General features: G+C 37.7%; 22 protein-coding genes and 1 riboswitch. Of the genes, 17 read left to right on the top strand and 5 right to left on the bottom strand.

Going from position 1 to position 19107, the window contains the following annotated elements; translation table 11 throughout:
• Window positions 1-48: 48 nt before the first annotated feature.
• On the bottom strand, window positions 49-2169 hold the full coding sequence (locus ACFX4N_RS08435; protein ID WP_377261205.1) for an ATP-dependent Clp protease ATP-binding subunit: 2121 nt from the start codon (window positions 2167-2169) through the stop codon (window positions 49-51).
• A 421-nt stretch (window positions 2170-2590) separates the two neighbouring features.
• On the opposite strand from ACFX4N_RS08435, the gene nhaC reads away from it, so the two are divergent.
• The 3 genes from nhaC to ACFX4N_RS08420 all read left to right on the top strand — a co-directional run bounded on the left by nhaC (window position 2591) and on the right by ACFX4N_RS08420 (window position 5361).
• Window positions 2591-3973: a Na+/H+ antiporter NhaC gene (gene nhaC / locus ACFX4N_RS08430; protein ID WP_029325088.1), complete on the top strand. Its 1383-nt coding sequence runs from the start codon at window positions 2591-2593 to the stop codon at window positions 3971-3973.
• 293 nt (window positions 3974-4266) lie between these two features.
• Window positions 4267-5148 carry an alpha/beta hydrolase family protein gene (locus ACFX4N_RS08425; RefSeq protein WP_013055975.1) on the top strand — a complete coding sequence of 294 codons (882 nt, stop codon included), beginning with the start codon at window positions 4267-4269 and terminating at the stop codon, window positions 5146-5148.
• An 87-nt stretch (window positions 5149-5235) separates the two neighbouring features.
• Window positions 5236-5361: a DUF6254 family protein gene (locus tag ACFX4N_RS08420; protein WP_013055976.1), complete on the top strand. Its 126-nt coding sequence runs from the start codon at window positions 5236-5238 to the stop codon at window positions 5359-5361.
• A gap of 65 nt (window positions 5362-5426) precedes the next feature.
• Here ACFX4N_RS08420 and ACFX4N_RS08415 read toward each other — a convergent pair whose 3' ends face one another.
• A complete protein-coding gene (locus ACFX4N_RS08415) occupies window positions 5427-6146 on the bottom strand; it encodes a 3-ketoacyl-ACP reductase (RefSeq protein ID WP_013055977.1) in 720 nt (239 codons plus the stop codon).
• 207 nt (window positions 6147-6353) lie between these two features.
• On the opposite strand from ACFX4N_RS08415, the gene ACFX4N_RS08410 reads away from it, so the two are divergent.
• From ACFX4N_RS08410 to ACFX4N_RS08370, 9 genes are all read left to right on the top strand, one after another.
• Window positions 6354-7952 carry a spore germination protein gene (locus tag ACFX4N_RS08410; RefSeq protein WP_057274548.1) on the top strand — a complete coding sequence of 533 codons (1599 nt, stop codon included), beginning with the start codon at window positions 6354-6356 and terminating at the stop codon, window positions 7950-7952.
• A gap of 24 nt (window positions 7953-7976) precedes the next feature.
• Window positions 7977-9176, top strand: coding sequence for a Ger(x)C family spore germination protein (locus ACFX4N_RS08405; RefSeq protein ID WP_057274549.1), 1200 nt, complete (start codon window positions 7977-7979; stop codon window positions 9174-9176).
• Between the two features lie 11 nt (window positions 9177-9187).
• Window positions 9188-9424: a hypothetical protein gene (locus ACFX4N_RS08400; protein ID WP_013055980.1), complete on the top strand. Its 237-nt coding sequence runs from the start codon at window positions 9188-9190 to the stop codon at window positions 9422-9424.
• Window positions 9425-9450: 26 nt separating this feature from the next.
• Window positions 9451-10572 (top strand): GerAB/ArcD/ProY family transporter, encoded by a 1122-nt coding sequence (locus ACFX4N_RS08395; protein ID WP_029325092.1) that lies wholly within the window; start codon window positions 9451-9453, stop codon window positions 10570-10572.
• A 70-nt stretch (window positions 10573-10642) separates the two neighbouring features.
• A riboswitch (PreQ1 riboswitch) is annotated at window positions 10643-10686 on the top strand.
• Window positions 10687-10916: 230 nt separating this feature from the next.
• Entirely contained in the window at window positions 10917-11582 is a 666-nt protein-coding gene (gene queC, locus ACFX4N_RS08390; RefSeq protein ID WP_013082241.1) for a 7-cyano-7-deazaguanine synthase QueC, read from the top strand.
• Complete coding sequence (gene queD, locus ACFX4N_RS08385) at window positions 11582-12022, top strand: 6-carboxytetrahydropterin synthase QueD (protein WP_192100604.1); 441 nt, start codon at window positions 11582-11584, stop codon at window positions 12020-12022. Before queC ends, queD begins: the two co-directional genes overlap by 1 nt.
• A complete protein-coding gene (gene queE / locus ACFX4N_RS08380) occupies window positions 12015-12746 on the top strand; it encodes a 7-carboxy-7-deazaguanine synthase QueE (RefSeq protein WP_082611896.1) in 732 nt (243 codons plus the stop codon). Before queD ends, queE begins: the two co-directional genes overlap by 8 nt.
• A gap of 98 nt (window positions 12747-12844) precedes the next feature.
• Window positions 12845-13342, top strand: coding sequence for a preQ(1) synthase (gene queF / locus ACFX4N_RS08375; RefSeq protein ID WP_013055985.1), 498 nt, complete (start codon window positions 12845-12847; stop codon window positions 13340-13342).
• A 68-nt stretch (window positions 13343-13410) separates the two neighbouring features.
• On the top strand, window positions 13411-14112 hold the full coding sequence (locus ACFX4N_RS08370) for an NAD(P)H-binding protein (protein WP_013055986.1): 702 nt from the start codon (window positions 13411-13413) through the stop codon (window positions 14110-14112).
• Between the two features lie 33 nt (window positions 14113-14145).
• On the opposite strand, the gene ACFX4N_RS08365 is transcribed toward ACFX4N_RS08370, so the two are convergent.
• The gene (locus tag ACFX4N_RS08365; RefSeq protein WP_098547003.1) at window positions 14146-14367 is read right to left on the bottom strand and encodes a hypothetical protein; all 222 of its coding nucleotides are present in this window, start codon (window positions 14365-14367) and stop codon (window positions 14146-14148) included.
• Window positions 14368-14683: 316 nt separating this feature from the next.
• The gene (locus tag ACFX4N_RS08360) at window positions 14684-14869 is read right to left on the bottom strand and encodes a YkvS family protein (protein ID WP_013055988.1); all 186 of its coding nucleotides are present in this window, start codon (window positions 14867-14869) and stop codon (window positions 14684-14686) included.
• Between the two features lie 307 nt (window positions 14870-15176).
• Between ACFX4N_RS08360 and ACFX4N_RS08355 the strand changes: the two genes are divergently transcribed.
• The 4 genes from ACFX4N_RS08355 (at window position 15177) to ACFX4N_RS08340 (ending at window position 17722) form a co-directional block, all read left to right on the top strand.
• A complete protein-coding gene (locus ACFX4N_RS08355) occupies window positions 15177-16022 on the top strand; it encodes a patatin-like phospholipase family protein (RefSeq protein WP_013055989.1) in 846 nt (281 codons plus the stop codon).
• Between the two features lie 17 nt (window positions 16023-16039).
• The gene (locus tag ACFX4N_RS08350; protein WP_013055990.1) at window positions 16040-16234 is read left to right on the top strand and encodes a hypothetical protein; all 195 of its coding nucleotides are present in this window, start codon (window positions 16040-16042) and stop codon (window positions 16232-16234) included.
• A gap of 147 nt (window positions 16235-16381) precedes the next feature.
• Entirely contained in the window at window positions 16382-16708 is a 327-nt protein-coding gene (locus ACFX4N_RS08345; protein ID WP_013055991.1) for a hypothetical protein, read from the top strand.
• Window positions 16709-17020: 312 nt separating this feature from the next.
• Window positions 17021-17722, top strand: a complete 702-nt coding sequence (locus ACFX4N_RS08340) for a cell wall hydrolase (RefSeq protein WP_053487018.1) — start codon at window positions 17021-17023, stop codon at window positions 17720-17722.
• Window positions 17723-17746: 24 nt separating this feature from the next.
• Here the strand turns inward: ACFX4N_RS08340 and ACFX4N_RS08335 are convergent, their stop codons facing one another.
• Window positions 17747-18106: a YueI family protein gene (locus ACFX4N_RS08335; protein ID WP_192100605.1), complete on the bottom strand. Its 360-nt coding sequence runs from the start codon at window positions 18104-18106 to the stop codon at window positions 17747-17749.
• Between the two features lie 636 nt (window positions 18107-18742).
• Between ACFX4N_RS08335 and ACFX4N_RS08330 the strand changes: the two genes are divergently transcribed.
• Entirely contained in the window at window positions 18743-19039 is a 297-nt protein-coding gene (locus ACFX4N_RS08330) for a hypothetical protein (protein WP_029325095.1), read from the top strand.
• The last annotated feature ends 68 nt before the right edge of the window (window positions 19040-19107 follow it).

The following is a 19107-nucleotide window of genomic DNA, read 5'->3' as shown; positions in this document are numbered from 1 at the left end:
TAAGTATTTCTATAAAAAAAAGCGACTCAAGTAGAGTCGCTTTTTCTATTAGTTTTGCACGGTGATTTCGCTTGCTTCATTTAACGTTACGTTCACTGTAGATACGTCTGCGTCATCTAACAGTAAGTCTGTAATTCGATCTTCAAGCTGTTCTTGAATTGCTCGGCGGAGCGGTCTAGCACCGAATGCAGGGTGATAGCCAAGTTCAGCCAGTTTTTCTTTTACCTCATCTGCTACGCTCAGCGTGATGTTTTGTTCTTGTAATGTTTCTTTTAATTCAGCAAGCATAAGGTCAACGATTTTAATCAAGTTATCTTTTTCAAGGTGATTAAATTCAATGATTGTATCAAATCGATTTAAAAACTCTGGTTTGAAATAAGATGAAAGTGAATCTAAAACGGATGCCTGTTTAAGTGCGTCATTTTTTGCGTCAAATCCAACCGTAATTTTCTTTTCACCTACACCAGCGTTACTTGTCATAATGATAACTGTGTCTTTAAAGCTTACTGTGCGACCTTGACTATCTGTTAGACGTCCGTCTTCTAGAATTTGCAGAAACATATGCTGAACGTCTGGATGAGCTTTTTCAATTTCATCTAGTAAGATGATGGAATAAGGATTACGACGTACTTTCTCTGTTAATTGTCCTGCCTCTTCATGACCTACGTAGCCAGGAGGTGAACCAATTAATTTAGACACCGCGTGTTTTTCCATGTATTCACTCATATCTAGACGAACCATAGCATCTTTTGAGCCAAATAGTTCTTCAGCTAATGTTTTGGTTAACTCTGTTTTACCGACACCTGTTGGACCGACAAATAAGAATGAACCAATTGGGCGATGCTTCGCTTTTAATCCAGCGCGAGAACGTCGAATCGCTTTTGCTACTTTTTCTACAGCTTCCTGCTGTCCGATTACTTTTTGAGCTAAGTGCTCTGCTAAATGCTTCATTTTTGCTGATTCATTTTCTTGAAGTTTACCAACAGGGATACCCGTTTTCTTTTCAATAATTGCTTGAATGTCAGCAATATCCACATTCATTTTTTGCTGTTCTTCTTCTTCGTTCAATTGTTTTTCAAGAGCAACTTCTTCATCGCGCAGTTTTGCCGCTACTTCATATTTTTCATTCTTTAACGCCTGCTCTTTTTCTTTTGTAATTTCTTTTAAGCGAGCGGCCGCGTCGTCTTTATTTGTAATGCCTGCCTGTAAATTCATTTTTGAGCCTGCTTCATCTAGCAAGTCAATTGCTTTATCAGGCAAGAAGCGATCTTGAATGTAGCGGTGTGATAAATTTACACAAGCGCGGATCGCTTCATCTGTATAGCTAACGCCGTGATAATCTTCATATTTACTTTGAATTCCTTTTAGAATTTCAACGGCTTCTTCTACAGACGGTTCGTGAACCATAACCGGCTGGAAGCGTCGTTCAAGAGCCGCATCTTTTTCAATGGAACGGTACTCTTTTAAAGTTGTAGCTCCGACTACTTGAAGTTCGCCTCGTGCAAGAGCTGGTTTTAAAATATTGCTTGCATCCATTGAACCTTCCGCTGAACCAGCTCCTACAAGAAGGTGAATTTCATCGATAAATAAAATCACGTTTTTTCGCTGTTGAAGCTCAGAAATTAACTGCTTCATGCGCTCTTCAAATTGACCGCGCACGCCCGTATTAGCTACGAGAGATGCTACATCTAATAGATATACATCTTTATTTAACAGCTTGGCAGGAACTTTTCCTTCCGCGATTTTTAAAGCTAACCCTTCGACTACAGCCGTTTTACCAACACCGGGTTCTCCGATTAGTACAGGGTTGTTTTTGTTTCGTCTATTTAAAATTTCAATGACGCGCTCTACTTCTTCTTCGCGGCCAATAACAGGGTCAATCAATCCCGTTTTCGCAATTTGAGTTAAGTTTCGACCGAACTGGTCTAAAAATCCGCTGCCGCCATTTCCTTGCTGCGGCTGTTCCGGTGCAGCTTGTTCTTGTGACATTTGCTTGAATAAATCATCGATGTTCATAAAGCCGCCACCTCCAAAACCTGATGGGATTTTATGTTCGTTCATTAGTGCTTGATAACATGTATGACATAAACGATATTGAGATTTTTGATTATTTGTTTGTACATTTAATTGAATAGATGCTTCACGTTTATTACAGTTTTGACAAATCATTTAATTAGCCTCCCTAAATGATTTTAATCGAAGATCAGCAGGTGTTTGACCTTTATTGACCTTTCGTAATCTCATTATACTTTGACCTTTTTTGACTTTCAAGTCTTTTGCTTAAAAAAATTTTTGAGGGAAGTTCCTCTCTTATGTACAAAAGGTAGTACATTAAAAAAACGTGTGTTTTGTGTGTACCCGTTTTATATATGTAAAAACATTAGAAGCATTTTGTACAATAATTTGCTTAGATAGAGAACAAATATTAATAAGAAGAAAAGTGGACAAAATGAGTGCAGAGCTTACCGTTGGATAAAATAAGTTATTGACAGCAAGAAGGATAAAAATTATACTCAAGAAGGTTTGCACTTAACTGCGTAAAAGCATAAAAGCGTTTAAGTGAAAAAGAAAGATAGAAAGGGAATACCTCATGAAAAAAGAAATTTCATTTATACAATCAATAGCGGTGGTTTTGGTGCTATTAGCTATTATTTTTGTTTCATTATTTACGTTAAAGCTGCCGCCTCATATTCCGCTGATATTTGGGGTAGCATTTATTAGTGTGATTGGCTTTTTGTTGAAATATAAGTGGACAGAAATGGAGAAAGGGATTTTAGACGGTGTTAGACTGGGCATTAAGCCTATCCTTATTTTAATGCTGATCGGGATGCTTATTGCGATTTGGATGGTAGGAGGAACGATACCGACGATTTTATCCTACGGCTTCCACTGGATTTCACCGCAGTACTTTTTAATTAGTGCTTTGGTTATTACCGTATTGGTTTCAACATTCACGGGAAGTTCATTAACAACCGTCAGTACGGTAGGGGTCGCTTTATTTGGGGTAGGAACTGCTATTGGTGTACACCCAGGGCTAGCAGCGGGGATGATTGTTTCAGGAGCTGTGTTTGGAGATAAGATGTCTCCCTTGTCTGACACAACAAATTTTGCTTCTGGTATCGTTGAAGTGCCGCTTCCTAAACATATTCAGCACATTACGTGGACGACGGTTCCAAGTATTGTTATTACCGCAATTATTGCATTGGTCATTGGGATGAACGGAAATCATGAAAGCGTCAATTACGGGGAAATCCAAGGAATTCAAGACGCATTAAAGCATACGTTTAATTTACACGTGTTAACGTTGCTTTCTCCACTTTTAGTTCTTATTTTTTCCATGAGAAGAGTCGATGTATTGCCAACGTTAGTTTTAGGGATTGTCACGGCCATTATTACAGGAATGATTACACAGCATGAATTTACGCTGAGTCAATTGCTAGGCGTTCTTCAAAGCGGGCCGGCAGTAGAGTCAGGAAATAAAGTAGTCGATGCGATTGTAAACAAAGGCGGATTACAGTCCATGATGTTTTCTATTTCTCTTATCATGATTGCCTTGTCGCTAGGTGGCTTGATGAGAGCGGTTGGAATTATTGATGCTTTATTAGAAGGATTAGCAAAACAAATCCGCCGCAGCGGAGACGTTATTTTTGCTACGCTTCTATCTTCAATTGGAGTGAACGTTATTACAGGCGAACAGTATTTATCGATTCTTCTGCCTGGGCAGACGTTTAAGCCACTGTATGAAAAGTGGAACTTAGACCCGAAAAACTTATCACGAACGCTTGAAGACGGTGGAACGGTTATTAATGCTATTATTCCGTGGGGTGTCAGCGGCGCTTTTATTTCAACTGCATTAAATATTCCCGCGGCTGACTATATTCCATTTACATTCTTTAGCATTCTCTGTCCGATCTTTTCAGTTATTTTAGCATATACAGGCATTGGCATTGCCAAGAAAAAAGCTCAGTCTTAACTGGGCTTTTTTCTTTTTGAAAAAGGACAGGTAAAAAACGACAAAAAAAGTATCATTCCACTTTTCAAATCTATAATTTAATAATACAATTTACTATACGTCTTTCTTGTTAATGTATTTGTATGAATTCTTATTTCTTTACAGATGAAGAAATTTGGGTTTTGCGGTATGATAAATAAGCTGTATTGGCGATGGGATGAATGCCCTTTTTAGCAAACATTTAAGAAGGGTAAAGCCAAATGAAAACACTCATTATAAAAGAGAAAAGATATTTATTGAGGAGAGGGTTTCTGTTGAAAAAATGGGGCATCATTGCATTAATCACTGTAGCTGTGCTCGGTGTGACAGCGGTTTTCAACCGAGCTGAAAGTGATGATGTAAATAAAGAAAAATTGAATTTATTATCGCCTTATTCAAATAAAGTAGATGTATATAGCATTACGTATCCTAGTGATAATTTAAAGATAAAAGGGTTTTTAGTACAGCCTAAAGACATTGCAGACAAACATTATCCGCTTTTAGTATATAATCGCGGAGGAAATCGCGAACATGGCATGATTCGCGCAAAAACACTTCAGTATTTGTCATACTGGGCAAGTAAAGGCTACGTCGTTGTTGCGACTCAATACAGGGGAAATGGCGGAAGTGAAGGAACAGAGACGTACGGCGGTAAAGATATTGACGACGTATTAAATCTTATTAAATGGGGAGAACAGCTTCCTTATGTAAATCACCAGCAAAAGGTAGCGCTAGGATATTCACGCGGCGGCATGATGACGTATTTAACGATGAAAAACGGCGTTAAATTTGATGCAGTTGTCGTACAATCAGGTATTACCGACATGTTTCAATTCTATGATCAAAGAGGGCCTGAAATGAAACAAGTGCTGCGGACAATTGTAGGAGATCCGGCGCAGTATCCAGAGAGGTATAAAAGTCGTTCTGTTGTCTATTGGAGCGATAAAGTAAATTCACCTCTTTTAATTTTACAGGGTGATCATGATCGTAAAGTTCACCACACTCAGGCTGAAAAGCTTGTGAAACAACTAGATGAGCAGGGAAAAGAATACAAATACGTACTGTACAAAAACGGAGACCATCCGCTAACTGCTTATTATGATCAATATAACGCGGAAATTGATAAATGGTTTAAAGTACATTTAGCTAAGCAGTAAAGAAATTGGAAGCAGTTTTGATGAATGGAAAAGAGCACCTTGTTTTATCCTACTACATGTAAGCATATAAAAAGGGGATGAAGCAAAATGACTCAGTCTAAAAGTCAAAAAGAGCGTCAGTGGAATGTACGAAAACAATCACAAAACCCATCGCATGGAAAAGTAAAATCTTTTGAAGAACTATCACAAGAAATCACGCCTAAACGTAAATAAGGTAACCATCATATAAAGGAAGACACAAAAAAGGAGAGCTGAAGCTCTCCTTTTTCTATGTTTGTTTATGGATTTGTGGACCACATGCCCGCAGATTTGATAAAAATACGCGGATGCAGTTTTAATTGTGCTACCATAATTTCTGCTAGGTCTTCAGGCTGCATCACTTTATCAGGATTGCCATCCGTTAAGTTTTCTTTATATGCTAATTCCGTTGCTACTGTACTTGGTGTTAGCGCTGTTACACGAATATTGTGTTTGCGCACTTCTAGCGCTAGAGATTCAGTTAAGCCGAGCACGCCAAATTTTGAAGCGCTGTAAGCACTTGTAACGGGAGCGCCTTTTTGACCAGCAGTGGAAGAAATATTGATGATGTCTCCACCATTTTTTTCGATTAATTGAGGTAGAACGGCGCGCGTTACGTAGTAAACGCCCATTAAATTCACATCAATGATTTGTTTCCACTCAGCTGGGTCTAGCTCTAAAAAGCTTCCGAATTTACCGATTCCTGCATTGTTGATTAAGATATCCGTTGCCCCTAATTTTGTATGTAGATGCTCAACTGCTGCGTTTACTTCTTCCATAGAAGAAACATCTGCTGTTGCATAAGCAACTTGTACATCAAATGCTTCTAGTTCAGAAGCAACAGCCTTTAAATCTGACTCTGTACGAGCAATTAAACCGATATTTACGCCTTCTTTTGCTAATTCAATCGCAGTTGAACGACCGATACCTTTTCCTGCTCCTGTAATAAGAGCTACTTTGCCTTTAAGTGATTGTGCCATGTATAGACTCCTTTCAATGTTCCGCATAAACATTCTTCATAATAACAAAGAATTATCCATTACTATCCTATAGAAATGCACAAATGATGTCAAAAATAAAGATTATTAAAATGGCTTCAAGTATAAATTTCCTTTTCATACAAAAACTATAGAGACTAAAAAGAAGAAATTCCGTTTCTTTTCGTTCAATGTAGTGGAGGATGAACAATGCGTATAAAAAAACTATCTGAGTTAACGAATAAATCCAAGCAGCGGAAAGAAAAAGCTGATGAATCGAAGGACTCTAAGGAAACTAGTGCTTCTTCTACACAGGAAGAGCAGAAATTATCGGAGAGGGTGGGAGATAATTTATCCCGCATGAAAAAAGCACTGGGACAGAGCACGGATTTAGTTGTGCGAGAGTTTCGAATTTCGATTGAAGAAAAATTCACTTTAGGTGTTGCTTACATCGACGGATTAGTAAATAAAGACGAAGTTGAACACTATGCGCTGGACTCCATTATGCACTATCACGATGAACATTTAACACATGATGATGGCATTGTTAATATGTACGAATTGATTAAAAGCTATAGTTTGGCAGCGGGTGAAATCATGGAAGCAAAGACATTGGATGATGCTCTTCTTCATGTTTTATCAGGAGATACCGTACTGTTTTTAGAAGGGTATCAAACGTGTATTATGGCAAGTACAAGAGGGTGGAGAGACAGGGCTGTTTCTGAACCACAATCTCAGACCGTTGTAAGAGGGCCTCGAGACAGTTTTACAGAAACACTGCGAACGAATACCGCATTGATTCGGCGCCGAATAAAATCTCCAAAACTTTGGATTGAATCTCAGCAAATAGGAGAGTTTACAAAAACGGATATTGCGCTCGTTTATATAGACGGCATTGCGGATGAACAGGTCATTCAAGAGGTAAAGGAGCGTCTTTCTAAAATTGATATAGACGGTATTTTGGAGAGCGGATATATCGAAGAGTTGATTCAAGATGAAGATTATACACCTTTTCCTACTATGCATAACACGGAGCGTCCAGACTCCGTGGCAGCAGGTCTTTTAGAGGGACGAATAGCCATTTTAGTAGACGGTACACCTTTTGTATTAATGGTTCCTGCCCTATTTATTCAATTTTTTCAAGCGGCTGAAGATTATTACCAGCGCGCAGATATTAGTACATTGATTCGCTTAATGCGCTACATGGCATTTTTCTTAGCCCTTTTAACACCTTCTGCTTATATTGCTTTAACTACTTTTCATCAAGAGATGCTTCCTTTTGCTTTGTTAATTAGTATTGCAGCTCAAAGGGAAGGTGTTCCTTTTCCTGCTATTATTGAAGCGTTTATTATGGAAATCACGTTTGAAATTTTGCGAGAAGCTGGAGTCCGATTGCCTCGAGCAGTAGGTTCAGCTATTTCGATTGTGGGAGCACTCGTTTTAGGAGAAGCCGCCGTACAAGCGGGATTAGTTTCACCTGCAATGGTTATCGTTGTATCCATCACCGCTATTAGTAACTTTGTGTCACCTGTGTATGATATGGCTATTGCAGTAAGGATGCTGCGCTTTATTTTAATGGTTTTAGCAGCTACTTTTGGCTTGTTCGGTATTATCCTGGGGTTAATTTTAATGATTTTACATTTATGCAGCTTAAGGTCATTTGGAGTCCCTTATATGACACCTATGGCTCCATTTGTGAAGCGCGATCAAAAGGATGTTCTGATTAGACGTTCGATCAAAAAAATGAAAACAAGGCCAAAGCTGATTAACGAGAAGAATATTTCACGTCAAAAGACGCAAAAAAACTAAACTGTGTAAAGGTGGCCGTTTACTATGAAAGCATTTCTAATGTTATGTATCTGTTCATTGCTATTAAGCGGCTGCTGGAGCAGTAGAGAGTTGAATGAGCTAGCCATTACGGTTGCTGTCGGAATTGATAAAGCAGAAGATGGCATCATTGTTACAGTTCAGCTGATTAACCCTGGTGATATTCAGGCCAAAACCCCTACAAACGGGCCTTCTGTTACCACATTTTCTATTAAGGCTTCGTCTGTAATGGAAGGGCTAAGAAAAATAACGACGAAATCCCCGCGGAAAATTTATCTTTCTCATTTACGAATGCTAGTCATTAGCGAAAGCATGGCGGAAGACGGTATTGCTGAAGTGCTTGATTTCTTTGCTCGGGATCATGAAGTGCGTACCGATTATTTTGTTGTTGTTGCTAAAAATACGAAAGCATCGAGCGTTCTGAACGTATTAACAACAATCGAAAAAATACCAGCTAACCATATGTTTGCTTCATTAGACGTGTCACAGCGTATTTGGGCACCTACTAGAGGAGTAAAGTTAAATGAACTGATCAGCAACTTAACCAGCGAGGGAAAGCAGGCGGTATTATCAGGGGTATTGGTGAAAGGCAATGTAAAAAATGCAGGAGATATGTCGAGCATTTCTCGCACCAATCTTTCCACACTGCTCAATTTCAAAGGATTAGGTGTCTTTCAAAATGATAAGCTTATCGGCTGGTTCAATGAAGACGAAAGTAAAGGATATAACTATATTACAGGAAATGTAAAAAGTACGTTGATTGTTATTCCATGCGAAAAAAAAGAAAAAAAGCATGATATTATCGGAGTAGAAATGCTTCGAACGAATGTCAAGGTGACAGCTACTATGAAAAATCATAAACCTCATATTCACGTTGATTTAAAAGGAGAAGCTAACGTAGCTGATGTAGAGTGTCAAGTAAATTTACAGGACCCAGCTGTAATCAATATGCTCGAACGAAAAACAGCAGCCGACGTAAAAGAAAAAATGAATGATGCAGTAGAAAAAGCTCAAAAAACCTATAAAAGCGATATCTTTGGTTTTGGCGAAGCGTTTTACAGACAAGATGTAAAGAGATGGTACAAAATGAAAAGAGACTGGAACAGAATTTACGCAGAGGATTTAACCGTCGATTTAGATGCAAAAGTTCAAATCCGTCGCTTAGGCACGTTAAATAACTCATATATGAAGCAAATGAAGCATTAAGGAGAAAGAAAATGGAGGGATTTATCGCCTTACTTGTACTGCTTGCTTATTTGACTAAAAAAATAATGATCAACTTCCGAAAGGAAAAGTATTATCGTGAAATAGTCGTCTACCTTTGTCTCATAGGTTTGGGTCTATTCTTTTGGGGAGCGATTACACTCCGTAAAGAAGTTCCTACGCCTCTGTACTTTTTAGAGGCACTAATTAAGCCTCTTACTAGAACCGTTCATCATCTGTTATTCACGTGAGCAAGCATGTAGGAGAGAAGGTGTGTATGATGCAAATAAAAGAATTTATTAGTCCGAAACAATTTCTTTTTCTAATTTATGTTTTTTGTATCGGAAGCGCCATCTTGGCAGTTCCGGCTACATTATTAGAGACGAATAGACAAAATGCGTGGTTTTGCGGTGTGCTTGCTATTGGCTTTGCACTTTTAATCGTTGCGGTGCTTTTATGGCTGATTCAGCGTTACCCTCAGCAAACATTCATTCAAATAGCTAAAAAGGCGCTAGGTCGTTATGCCGGAACGTGTATTTCTCTTATTTACATTTTCTTTATGTTCATTCAATCTACGTTTTCGCTTCGAGACATCAGTACATTTATGACGACTCAAATTGTCCCTGAAACGCTGCCTACGTGGATTCATGCGCTTGTTCTTTTAGCTGTTATATACGGAGGGTATCTAGGTATTGAAGTGGTAGGGAGAACCGCGGAAATCTTTTTGCCGTGGATTGTGGTCCCCTTTTTATTGTTAATTGTTTTAAATATTCCTCAGATGAAAATTGATCGTCTTTATCCTTTTTTTGAATTCAGCATGGGTGATTTAGTATTAGGGACCACTTATTTTTTAGGAAACCCGTTTATGGAATTGGTTTTTATTCTAATGATTACGCCTCATGTAAAAGGTGGAAAAAAGGTAAAAAGAATGTTTGTTATCGGCACTGTCGCATCGGGCTTGACGATTACGATTGCAGTTGCGGCTTGTATATTAGCTCTTGGCGCGAATATTGCATCGATGCACAGCTACCCAGTTTATTTATTAGGAAAAATGATTTCGTTAGGTGCAACGATTCAGCATGTTGAAGTATTAGTAGCTATTATTTGGATGTTATCTATCTTTTTTAAAGTTGTCATTGTGTTCTATGCTATTCAGTTAAGTATCGTCCAACTGTGTAATTTACGGGTGCGCAATTTTTTAAGCTTTCCTTTAGGTCTAATTATTACAGGCGTGGCGTATTACATTATTCCCAATACAGCGTACTTCAATTATTTTGAAAAATATTACTGGCCGTTTTATTTATTTGTACTAAGCGTCTGTTTTCCGTTGTTATTTATTGCGCTTTCTTATATAAAGAAAAATAAGGCAGCTAAAGGCGATAGAAGCCAACAAACATAGCATTATTTATACGCATGTGGTATAATACGATGACAATTCAAGAAGAAACTCCGTGCACGTTTGTATATGTACGGGAGAGGTTCGAAAACTCCCTCTATAAAAAACTAAGATCATCGTTGATGACAAAAGACACGGTTTTAGCGTGTCTTCTTTCACGTGCTTTTCTATCAACGCGTCTTTTTGACGTGTATGCTGGCGAGGACGTGTATCTTAGTTGCTTTTTAGGGAGATTGCTGGAAAAGAGCAGTCTCTTTTTTGTGTTATAAAATTAGTCACAAAGGGAACGAACGGTTCAATAAAGTTTCTTCTTCTTTTGATTTCAATCAAAAAGGAGACGAACAATAATGATGAAAAATGAAAAAGCTATTGTTGTATTTAGCGGAGGTCAAGATAGTACAACATGTCTATTTTGGGCTTTGAAAAACTTTAAAGAAGTAGAAACGGTTACTTTTCAATACGGTCAGCGTCATAGTCAAGAGATAGAGGTAGCAAAAGCTATCGCAGCTGATTTAGGTGTGAAGCATACCGTACTAGATATGTCACTTTTAAATCAATTAGCACCAAATGCCTTAACGCGAGATGATATTGAGATCGAGCAAAAAGAAGGAGAGTTGCCTACAACGTTTGTGGACGGCCGCAATCTGTTATTTTTATCATTTGCAGCCGTACTGGCTAAAAACAGCGGAGGCCGTCATATCGTAACAGGCGTTTGTGAAACTGATTTTTCGGGATATCCAGACTGTCGAGATGTATTTGTAAAATCGTTAAACGTCACGCTTAATTTATCAATGGACTTTGAATTTGTGATTCATACGCCGCTTATGTGGATTGATAAAGCAGAAACGTGGGCGTTAGCGGATGAGCTAGGGGCGCTTGAGTATGTGCGTGAAAAAACATTAACATGCTACAACGGTATTGTTGCTGATGGATGCGGCGAATGTCCCGCATGTCAATTGCGAAAACGCGGGTTAGATCAATACATGCAAACAAAAGAAGGAGGAGAGGAATAATGCTGCAACAAATGTATCCTCAAGTATTTCATGACTATGAATATGAACTGAACAAAGATATGCAGTTTGCTGCGGCACACTTTGTTCCTCACACAGAAGCAGGAAAATGCCGTCAAGTCCATGGACATACGTATTTTGTAAACTTAACTGTTGCCGGAGATACATTAGACGAAGCGGGCTTTTTAGTAAACTTTGCGCTATTGAAAAAAATTGTTTCTGGTCAATTTGATCATACATTATTGAACGATCATTCTATCTTTAACGAAGAAAATCCAAATGATTTTCCTACAACTGAAGTTGTTGCTCGTAAAATTTATGAGTTGGTTCAAGAATATCTAGACACACTACCAAATAACCCTTCTTGCGTACAAGTATTCGTGCGGGAAACGCCGACAAGTTACGTAGTTTACCGCCCAAAGAAGGTGAAAAAACGTGGCTAATACAATTCCAGTACTTGAAATATTCGGACCAACGATTCAAGGGGAAGGAATGGTTGTAGGACGTAAGACGATGTTTGTTCGTACCGCGGGCTGTGATTATTCCTGCAGCTGGTGTGATTCAGCTTTTACATGGGATGGATCTGCTAAAAACGATATTCGTCAGCTAACAGCAGAACAAATTTGGACGGAGCTAAAAGAAATTGGAGGAGAGTTCTTTGATCACGTCACCATTTCTGGAGGAAACCCTGCGCTTATCAAGGCGATTGGTTCACTTGTAGAGCTTTTGCACAGTCATGGGGTAAAAGCAGCTCTTGAAACACAGGGAAGCCGTTATCAGGATTGGTTCCTAAAAATCGATGATTTAACGATTTCTCCTAAGCCTCCAAGTTCATTAATGAAAACAAATTTCTCCGTATTAGACGATATTATAGAGACATTAATAAAGGAAAAACGCATGGCGCATATAAGCATAAAAGTCGTTGTATTTAATGATGATGACTTTGAGTATGCAGCCTCTGTTCATGAACGTTATCCTGAGGTTCCATTTTTTGTTCAGGTAGGCAATGAGGACTTAACGACAATCGATAATGCGTCGTTAACACAAGAATTGCTTAAAAAGTATGAGTGGTTAATCGATAAGGCAGTGGCAGCTAAAAACATGAACGATGTAAGAGTTCTGCCGCAGGTTCACGCCCTTGTTTGGGGAAATAAACGAGGCGTGTAAGCGCATAGCAAAAAATTTACAAAGAAAAATAAAAACAGATATATACAAAATAAAAAAACGCTGTTAGAATGACAATCGTAGAAAGAGAGGAAATGCAAATGAGCGGTCGAAAAGATGAAGAATTAGAAGGTGTATCACTCCTTGGAAATCAAGGAACAAACTATTTGTTTGAATATTCACCAGAGATTCTAGAAGCATTTGATAACAAACATCCAAATCGTGATTATTTTGTGAAATTCAACTGTCCAGAATTTACGAGCTTATGTCCAAAAACAGGTCAGCCGGATTTCGCAACCATTTATATTAGTTACATTCCAGATGAAAAAATGGTGGAAAGCAAGTCGTTAAAGCTTTATTTGTTCAGCTTCCGTAACCATGGAGATTTCCATGAAGACTGTATGAACATTATTATGAATGACTTAATTAAACTGATGAATCCAAGATATATTGAAGTATGGGGAAAATTCACACCACGCGGCGGGATTTCAATTGATCCATATACAAACTATGGCCGTCCCGGTACGAAGTATGAAGAAATGGCTAATTATCGCCTGATGAATCATGATTTATACCCAGAAACAATTGATAATCGTTAATTCGAACAAACAGGTTGTGTATGCAACCTGTTTTCCATTGCAAAAACAACAGGTGAGAAGGTGAAAGAATGTCACAGAGATCAGCATTAGTATTAGGTGCAAGCGGACTTGTTGGTCAAGAACTTTTAAAAATGTTATTAAGCAACAGCTTATATAACCATGTGACAGTGTTTGTTCGAAAAAAGCTACCAATCGAACACACAAAGCTACGTCAGCTTGAAATTGATTTTTCAGAGCTTGATAAGCACGAAGAATGCTTTGCAGTTGATGATGTATATTGCTGTTTAGGCACGACAATGAAAAAAGCAAAAACAAAAGCGAAATTCATTAAAGTGGACTACGAATTTCCTTTAAAAGCGGCTAAATGTGCAGAAAAATATCGCTGCAAAAACTTTTTAACGATTACAGCAATTGGTGCTGATCTTCGTTCGCCATTCTTTTACAGTAAAGTAAAGGGGCAAGTAGAAGAAGATATCGCAAGCTTGTATATCCGTTCTACTCACTTTTTCCGCCCATCGTTATTATTAGGAAAGCGCCAAGAGTTTCGCCTATTTGAAAAGATTGGGGGATACACGTTAAAGTCGTGTTCATTTTGCCTTGTAGGAAAGTGGAGAAAGTATCGTCCAATTAAAGCGTATAACGTAGCCAAATCGATGATGAAAGCTGCCCTTGAAGATAAATGTGGCGTTCATGTACATGAAAGCCAAGACATTTATACAGGTGAATGCTATTATTCGTTTACCAACGGTAAGCGAGTATTATCAAAATAAAGAAAAGCCTCTTCATAAGAAGGGGCTTTTTTTCTATCTTCCGTCACCATCCGCATCTCCATCTCCATCTCCATCATGATCGTGGTTAGAAGCAGATTCACTCCAGCTTGTGTAGGAGTTAGAATCTTCTTCGGCATAATTCATGGGTTCAACGGATGTTTTTTTATTTGAAGTTTGTTTGCGTTTAAAAACGAACTGCACGATGAAAAAAAGAATAACAATAAGAGCAACGATAAACAATACAGTATCAAACATGCTAGTAATTCCTTTCGGTAAGAAGATAGTAGTAGCTTGTTCTTATTGTCACACGAAAATAAGCCCCTTTCAAGAAAAAATGGGGCCTGTTTTTGTTTCTTTAAGGAAACTTTTTTTATCTCAGCCATATATTATTGTATAAAGAAACATTTTAGAAAAGAGGGAGTACAGTGAAAAAAAGTTCGAAGGATGTTAAGGTGCAACAGTATATTTACCTTATGTATAAGCTGGGAATTATTACAGAGGAACAAAAGAATCAATTCTTTCAAAACCAATAAAAAAGCAACCGCTTTTGCTTTCCGGCTGCTTTTTTCCTTTACATAGCTGGATTAATGATGGTGTAGTTTTTGTGGTTGACAACAGTTCGCTGTTCTAAGTCTAAATCGCGGTAGTTTGTCATGTAAGTCAAATCTACAATCACGGAGTTTTCATTTACTTTTTCGACAATGCCCTGTAAGCCATTTTTAAATTCTATCAAGTTTCCTACCTCTGCTATTTTCATGATTCATCGCTCCTTTGTTTTAAATTAGTTCATTATAAATTTTTTCAATAATTTTAATTTTAAAAATAGTAAAACTAGTTAGCGTTTTCTTTTTTACAATTTTGCCTTAAAACTGGGAATTAGTAAAGGGTTTTTTGAAAAAATATAAAATAAAATTGAAAAAATAAGTAAAATGTGCTGAGAAATAAAAGGAATTGGTAGCTTTAACGAAAGAGAGAAGCAGGACAGTTCCATCTTTGTTCATCTTTCGTTATAATAAACGAGGTATAATCTTGTCATAAATTATAAGAATTAGAAGGTGTAGAAATTGAAAGATACTGGACTCGTGCTCGAAGGAGGCGGTATGAGAGGCCTTTATACAACTGGAGTTTTAGATTACTTTATGGAAAGAAATCTGTATCTTCCGTATGTAATTGGCGTTTCAGCCGGCGCTTGTCATGCCACTTCTTATTTATCTAGACAAATAGGAAGAAGTCGCAAAGCTAATTTAGATTTTTTAGAGGATCCTCGCTACTTGTCGTGGAAAAATTATTTTAAAACAAAAGAGATATTTGGAATGGATTTCGTTTTTGATGAAATTCCTAATCAGCTTCTTCCATTTGACTTTGAGGCATTTGCTGAGCGTACAGAGAAGCTTGTAGTAGGAGCAACGGACTGCGTGACGGGAGAACCTGTTTATTTTGATGAGTATGACCGGGACATTTTGACAGCGGTTCGCGCTTCTAGTTCCCTTCCATTTTTAGCACCTGTCGTTACATATAAAGGAAAAGAGCTGTTAGACGGAGGAATCAGTGATCCGATTCCAATCAAAAAAGCAGTGCAGGATGGATATAGAAAAAATATTGTTGTGCTAACGCGAAACGAAGGATATCGAAAAAAGAAATCAAATATGCTTTGGTTATTGAAGCGCAAATACCGTCATTATGATGGGCTGACTCGTGCGCTTGAGAACCGCTATAAATTGTATAATGAAACATTGTCATATATTGAAGAACAGGAAAGACAGGGGAATATCTTTGTGATTCGTCCGCAAACCCCTCTTGTAGTAGGGCGAATTGAGAAGAATCGTGAGCGTCTCGACGCTCTTTACAACCAAGGATATAAAGAAGCTGAAGCTCAATTTGCATCTCTGCAAAATTGGCTGAACAGTTAAAAGCGAGGTGAAACTGAATGGATGAACAAACAGCAATAAACATGTTGAATGAGTTAAGTGAAGGAAAAGTAACCGAAATTAAAGTTAAAAAAGAAGACTTTCTTGCTTTTCGCCCTTTTTTAGTAAATCGCCCTGATTTCAAACATTTTCGTGGAATAGCTGGACGCGGTGGAGATTTCACCTATACGTATCTAGAAATTCCTAGGAGCTAAACGAAATGATGGCATTATTTGATTATGCCTTATATAATGGATGTATGAGTCTGTACAGTAGAGAATATACTGTTACAAGTGCTTGTGCGTTTATTTAGTAACGTACGGTAAGAGCGAATAAACGTGTTTAGTTATAGGAGGGATATTATGGATGAGTTTCGAAAAAGTACAGCACCTTTTTATTTTGCAGATCATATATGGAAAGATAAAAATGGAATGACGACTTATGGGATGCTGTTAACGAACCGGCCCGAAGATGACGGGGACTATGACCTCCATTCGTTATTAGAAGAAGCATATGTAGATCATAAAAAAATTCTAATTACTACTGTTTACGACAACAGTGAACAGCAGTTGAGCGGATACGTGATACATTTATCAGATGATCAAGACGTCTTTACGTTTATGGATGATACGGGTGCTAAGCTAGTGATTGATTTCTATGATGTTGTAGAAATTGAGATCGAAGATTAAAAAGAGCTGAATGTTGATTACAACATTCAGCTTTTTTGTGTAAAAGTAGATGAATTTAAATGTTTATCATAAGAATTATAAGGGAAAAACAAAGGAAGAAATTTCTGATTAAACTGAAATAAAGAGGGAAAATATACCTGCATTTTAGAAAAATTACCGTGATTATGACAAAAAACAAGGTACAATGTCATAATTGTGTTTCGAACGTAATTTTGTTCATCAAACTTAAAGAAATGTAACTGAATCGTTCGGTGAAACCCCTATATAGCTATGATAGAGTAATACCATACGAAATTTCAGGAGGTATTACCTATGAAACATAGTTATATGAAATCAATGGTAGTAGCTTGTTTAGCTACTCTTTCATTTATAGGTTTTAATGCAACAGCTACGGCTGCAACTAATTATAAAGTAGTCAAAGGCGATAGTCTTTGGAAGTTAGGTAAAAGATATAGTGTAACAATTGACGATATTAAAAAAATAAACAATCGTCAAGGAGATATGATTTATATTGGTGAAACATTAGCGATTCCGAGTGAGACAAAAGTGCTGGCTGCTGAAACAACGGAACCTTCAACGGCAGCACCGGCTAATACGGTTAAGCCAGAAGCAAAACCCGCAGAGCAGGAAACACCTGCAGTTTCGATCTCTGCAAGTGAAAAAGATTTATTAGCTCGCTTAGTAGAAGCTGAAGCAAAAGGCGAATCATATGAAGGAAAAGTAGGGGTAGCAACAGTGGTGTTAAACCGTGTAGATTCTCCGAAGTTTCCAGATACGGTAACAGGAGTTATTAAACAAGTTGTCGGAAAAGCATACGCTTTTTCACCGGTCCAAAACGGATCAATTAACAAACCTGCTTCAGAAGATTCGAAAAAAGCAGTAGAGCAAGCATTGACTAGAAAAGATCGTTTAGACGATTCCATTTACTTTTATAATCCAAAAACAGCTACCGATAACTGGATTCGTTCACGTGCTGTAATTAAAACAATTGATCATCATGTATTTGCCAAATAAAAAAGAGCCGTTCTGGCTCTTTTTTTAGTCTAAAAAGATATCTCGTTCCAAACTGCCTTCAGAACCTGTTAAAACCAGACCAATATCGGTATCAGCTTCTAAGTTCTGAACGATAGTAAAAGGCACTTTATGTTGGTTAGCCGCTTGAATATAGGGGGAGAGGTATGAATAAGACAAGGAGCCATTTAAAAACAAATGACCGTCTTTCCCTTTTTTTAAAAGAGGCTTTATTTTTGCTGCATCCTTTTTCATGACTTGCCCTTTTTTTAGCGCAATTTCAATATTTTCACGTAGAGCAGTTAGGAAATATCTTCTTTCGTCTCTTTTTGTTTCCTTTGCTCCGTACATTCCTCGTTCTAAGTATTCTTCTAGTTGATCAGACATTGCGTCACTTCCTTTCGTTATAAACTATAAACGATTATGGCTATAAGTAAAAGGCTTAGGAAAAAAGGAAAATCACTGTGCTATATCACCTGTTTTTTTGCTGAGTACAAAGAAAAACAAAAAATGTGTTGAAATTTAGCCTGAAATATTGTTTAATGTAAATAGATAGAAAATCATATCGGTTTTTTATTAAAGGTTTGTAAGCGATTACAGATATACATACATAGCAGCGTTTGGGGAGACGCTCCTATGATTTTATGTTCAAAGCGCATTGTATAAAAAGGGGATTATATAGCTTTAGGGCATATACGGTCAAGCAAAGGGTCAGATAAATTAATAAAAAATCGCTATGTATTTTCATAAGAAGAACGGTCAACATTTTTGTTGAGCGTTCTTTTTATGCGTTCATATTATGTTTATTTCTCATTGCATTTCTCTTATTTTACATAAGCTACATGTAGTATGTTTCAAAGCCTTAAAAAATATATGTTTGTACGCTTGTTTAATCCTAATGAGGTGGTAGAAAAGGAATATTTTTTAAGAAATCACAAAAAAAGAGGCGATTGCCTATGCAAGAAGTAGGTGAATAACATATGTAATAAAGAGAATGAAATATAATTTGAGGAGGCATGTATCATGCAAGAATTTGATATTAATGACATAAGAAGACCATTCGGTGGTTTTGGAGGATTTGGAGGCTTTGGTCGTCCAGGATTCGGTTTCGGTCGCCCAGGTTTTGGTTTCGGTCGTCCTGGTTTTGGCTTCGGCCGTCCGGGGTTCGGCTTTGGCTTTGGTCGCCCTTGGGGTTGGGGCTTTGGAGCTCCATTTCTTGGAGGATTAGTTCTTGGAAGTGCACTAGGAGGTCCAGGTTATTACGGTTATCCAGCACCATATTATCCGCCGTACCCACCATATTATCCTTATTATTATTAAAACAATGAGCGCTGATAAAGCGCTCTTTTATTATGTCCAGTCCAAGGTATATATAGAATGAATGCAAG

This window comes from Priestia sp. YIM B13551 (assembly GCF_042787905.1).
Classification (GTDB): Bacteria; Bacillota; Bacilli; order Bacillales; family Bacillaceae_H; genus Priestia.
This window is presented reverse-complemented; position numbering and strand designations above follow the sequence as displayed.

Bases quoted from the DNA above. Each gene is read 5' to 3' on its own strand.
- ACFX4N_RS08435 (WP_377261205.1), bottom strand. From the start codon at position 2,169: ATGATTTGTCAAAACTGTAATAAACGTGAAGCATCTATTCAATTAAAT.
- nhaC (WP_029325088.1), top strand. From the start codon at position 2,591: ATGAAAAAAGAAATTTCATTTATACAATCAATAGCGGTGGTTTTGGTG.
- ACFX4N_RS08420 (WP_013055976.1), top strand. From the start codon at position 5,236: ATGACTCAGTCTAAAAGTCAAAAAGAGCGTCAGTGGAATGTACGAAAA.
- ACFX4N_RS08415 (WP_013055977.1), bottom strand. From the start codon at position 6,146: ATGGCACAATCACTTAAAGGCAAAGTAGCTCTTATTACAGGAGCAGGA.
- ACFX4N_RS08410 (WP_057274548.1), top strand. From the start codon at position 6,354: ATGCGTATAAAAAAACTATCTGAGTTAACGAATAAATCCAAGCAGCGG.
- ACFX4N_RS08405 (WP_057274549.1), top strand. From the start codon at position 7,977: ATGAAAGCATTTCTAATGTTATGTATCTGTTCATTGCTATTAAGCGGC.
- ACFX4N_RS08400 (WP_013055980.1), top strand. From the start codon at position 9,188: ATGGAGGGATTTATCGCCTTACTTGTACTGCTTGCTTATTTGACTAAA.
- ACFX4N_RS08395 (WP_029325092.1), top strand. From the start codon at position 9,451: ATGATGCAAATAAAAGAATTTATTAGTCCGAAACAATTTCTTTTTCTA.
- queC (WP_013082241.1), top strand. From the start codon at position 10,917: ATGATGAAAAATGAAAAAGCTATTGTTGTATTTAGCGGAGGTCAAGAT.
- queD (WP_192100604.1), top strand. From the start codon at position 11,582: ATGCTGCAACAAATGTATCCTCAAGTATTTCATGACTATGAATATGAA.
- queF (WP_013055985.1), top strand. From the start codon at position 12,845: ATGAGCGGTCGAAAAGATGAAGAATTAGAAGGTGTATCACTCCTTGGA.
- ACFX4N_RS08370 (WP_013055986.1), top strand. From the start codon at position 13,411: ATGTCACAGAGATCAGCATTAGTATTAGGTGCAAGCGGACTTGTTGGT.
- ACFX4N_RS08365 (WP_098547003.1), bottom strand. From the start codon at position 14,367: ATGTTTGATACTGTATTGTTTATCGTTGCTCTTATTGTTATTCTTTTT.
- ACFX4N_RS08360 (WP_013055988.1), bottom strand. From the start codon at position 14,869: ATGAAAATAGCAGAGGTAGGAAACTTGATAGAATTTAAAAATGGCTTA.
- ACFX4N_RS08350 (WP_013055990.1), top strand. From the start codon at position 16,040: ATGGATGAACAAACAGCAATAAACATGTTGAATGAGTTAAGTGAAGGA.
- ACFX4N_RS08345 (WP_013055991.1), top strand. From the start codon at position 16,382: ATGGATGAGTTTCGAAAAAGTACAGCACCTTTTTATTTTGCAGATCAT.
- ACFX4N_RS08340 (WP_053487018.1), top strand. From the start codon at position 17,021: ATGAAACATAGTTATATGAAATCAATGGTAGTAGCTTGTTTAGCTACT.
- ACFX4N_RS08335 (WP_192100605.1), bottom strand. From the start codon at position 18,106: ATGTCTGATCAACTAGAAGAATACTTAGAACGAGGAATGTACGGAGCA.
- ACFX4N_RS08330 (WP_029325095.1), top strand. From the start codon at position 18,743: ATGCAAGAATTTGATATTAATGACATAAGAAGACCATTCGGTGGTTTT.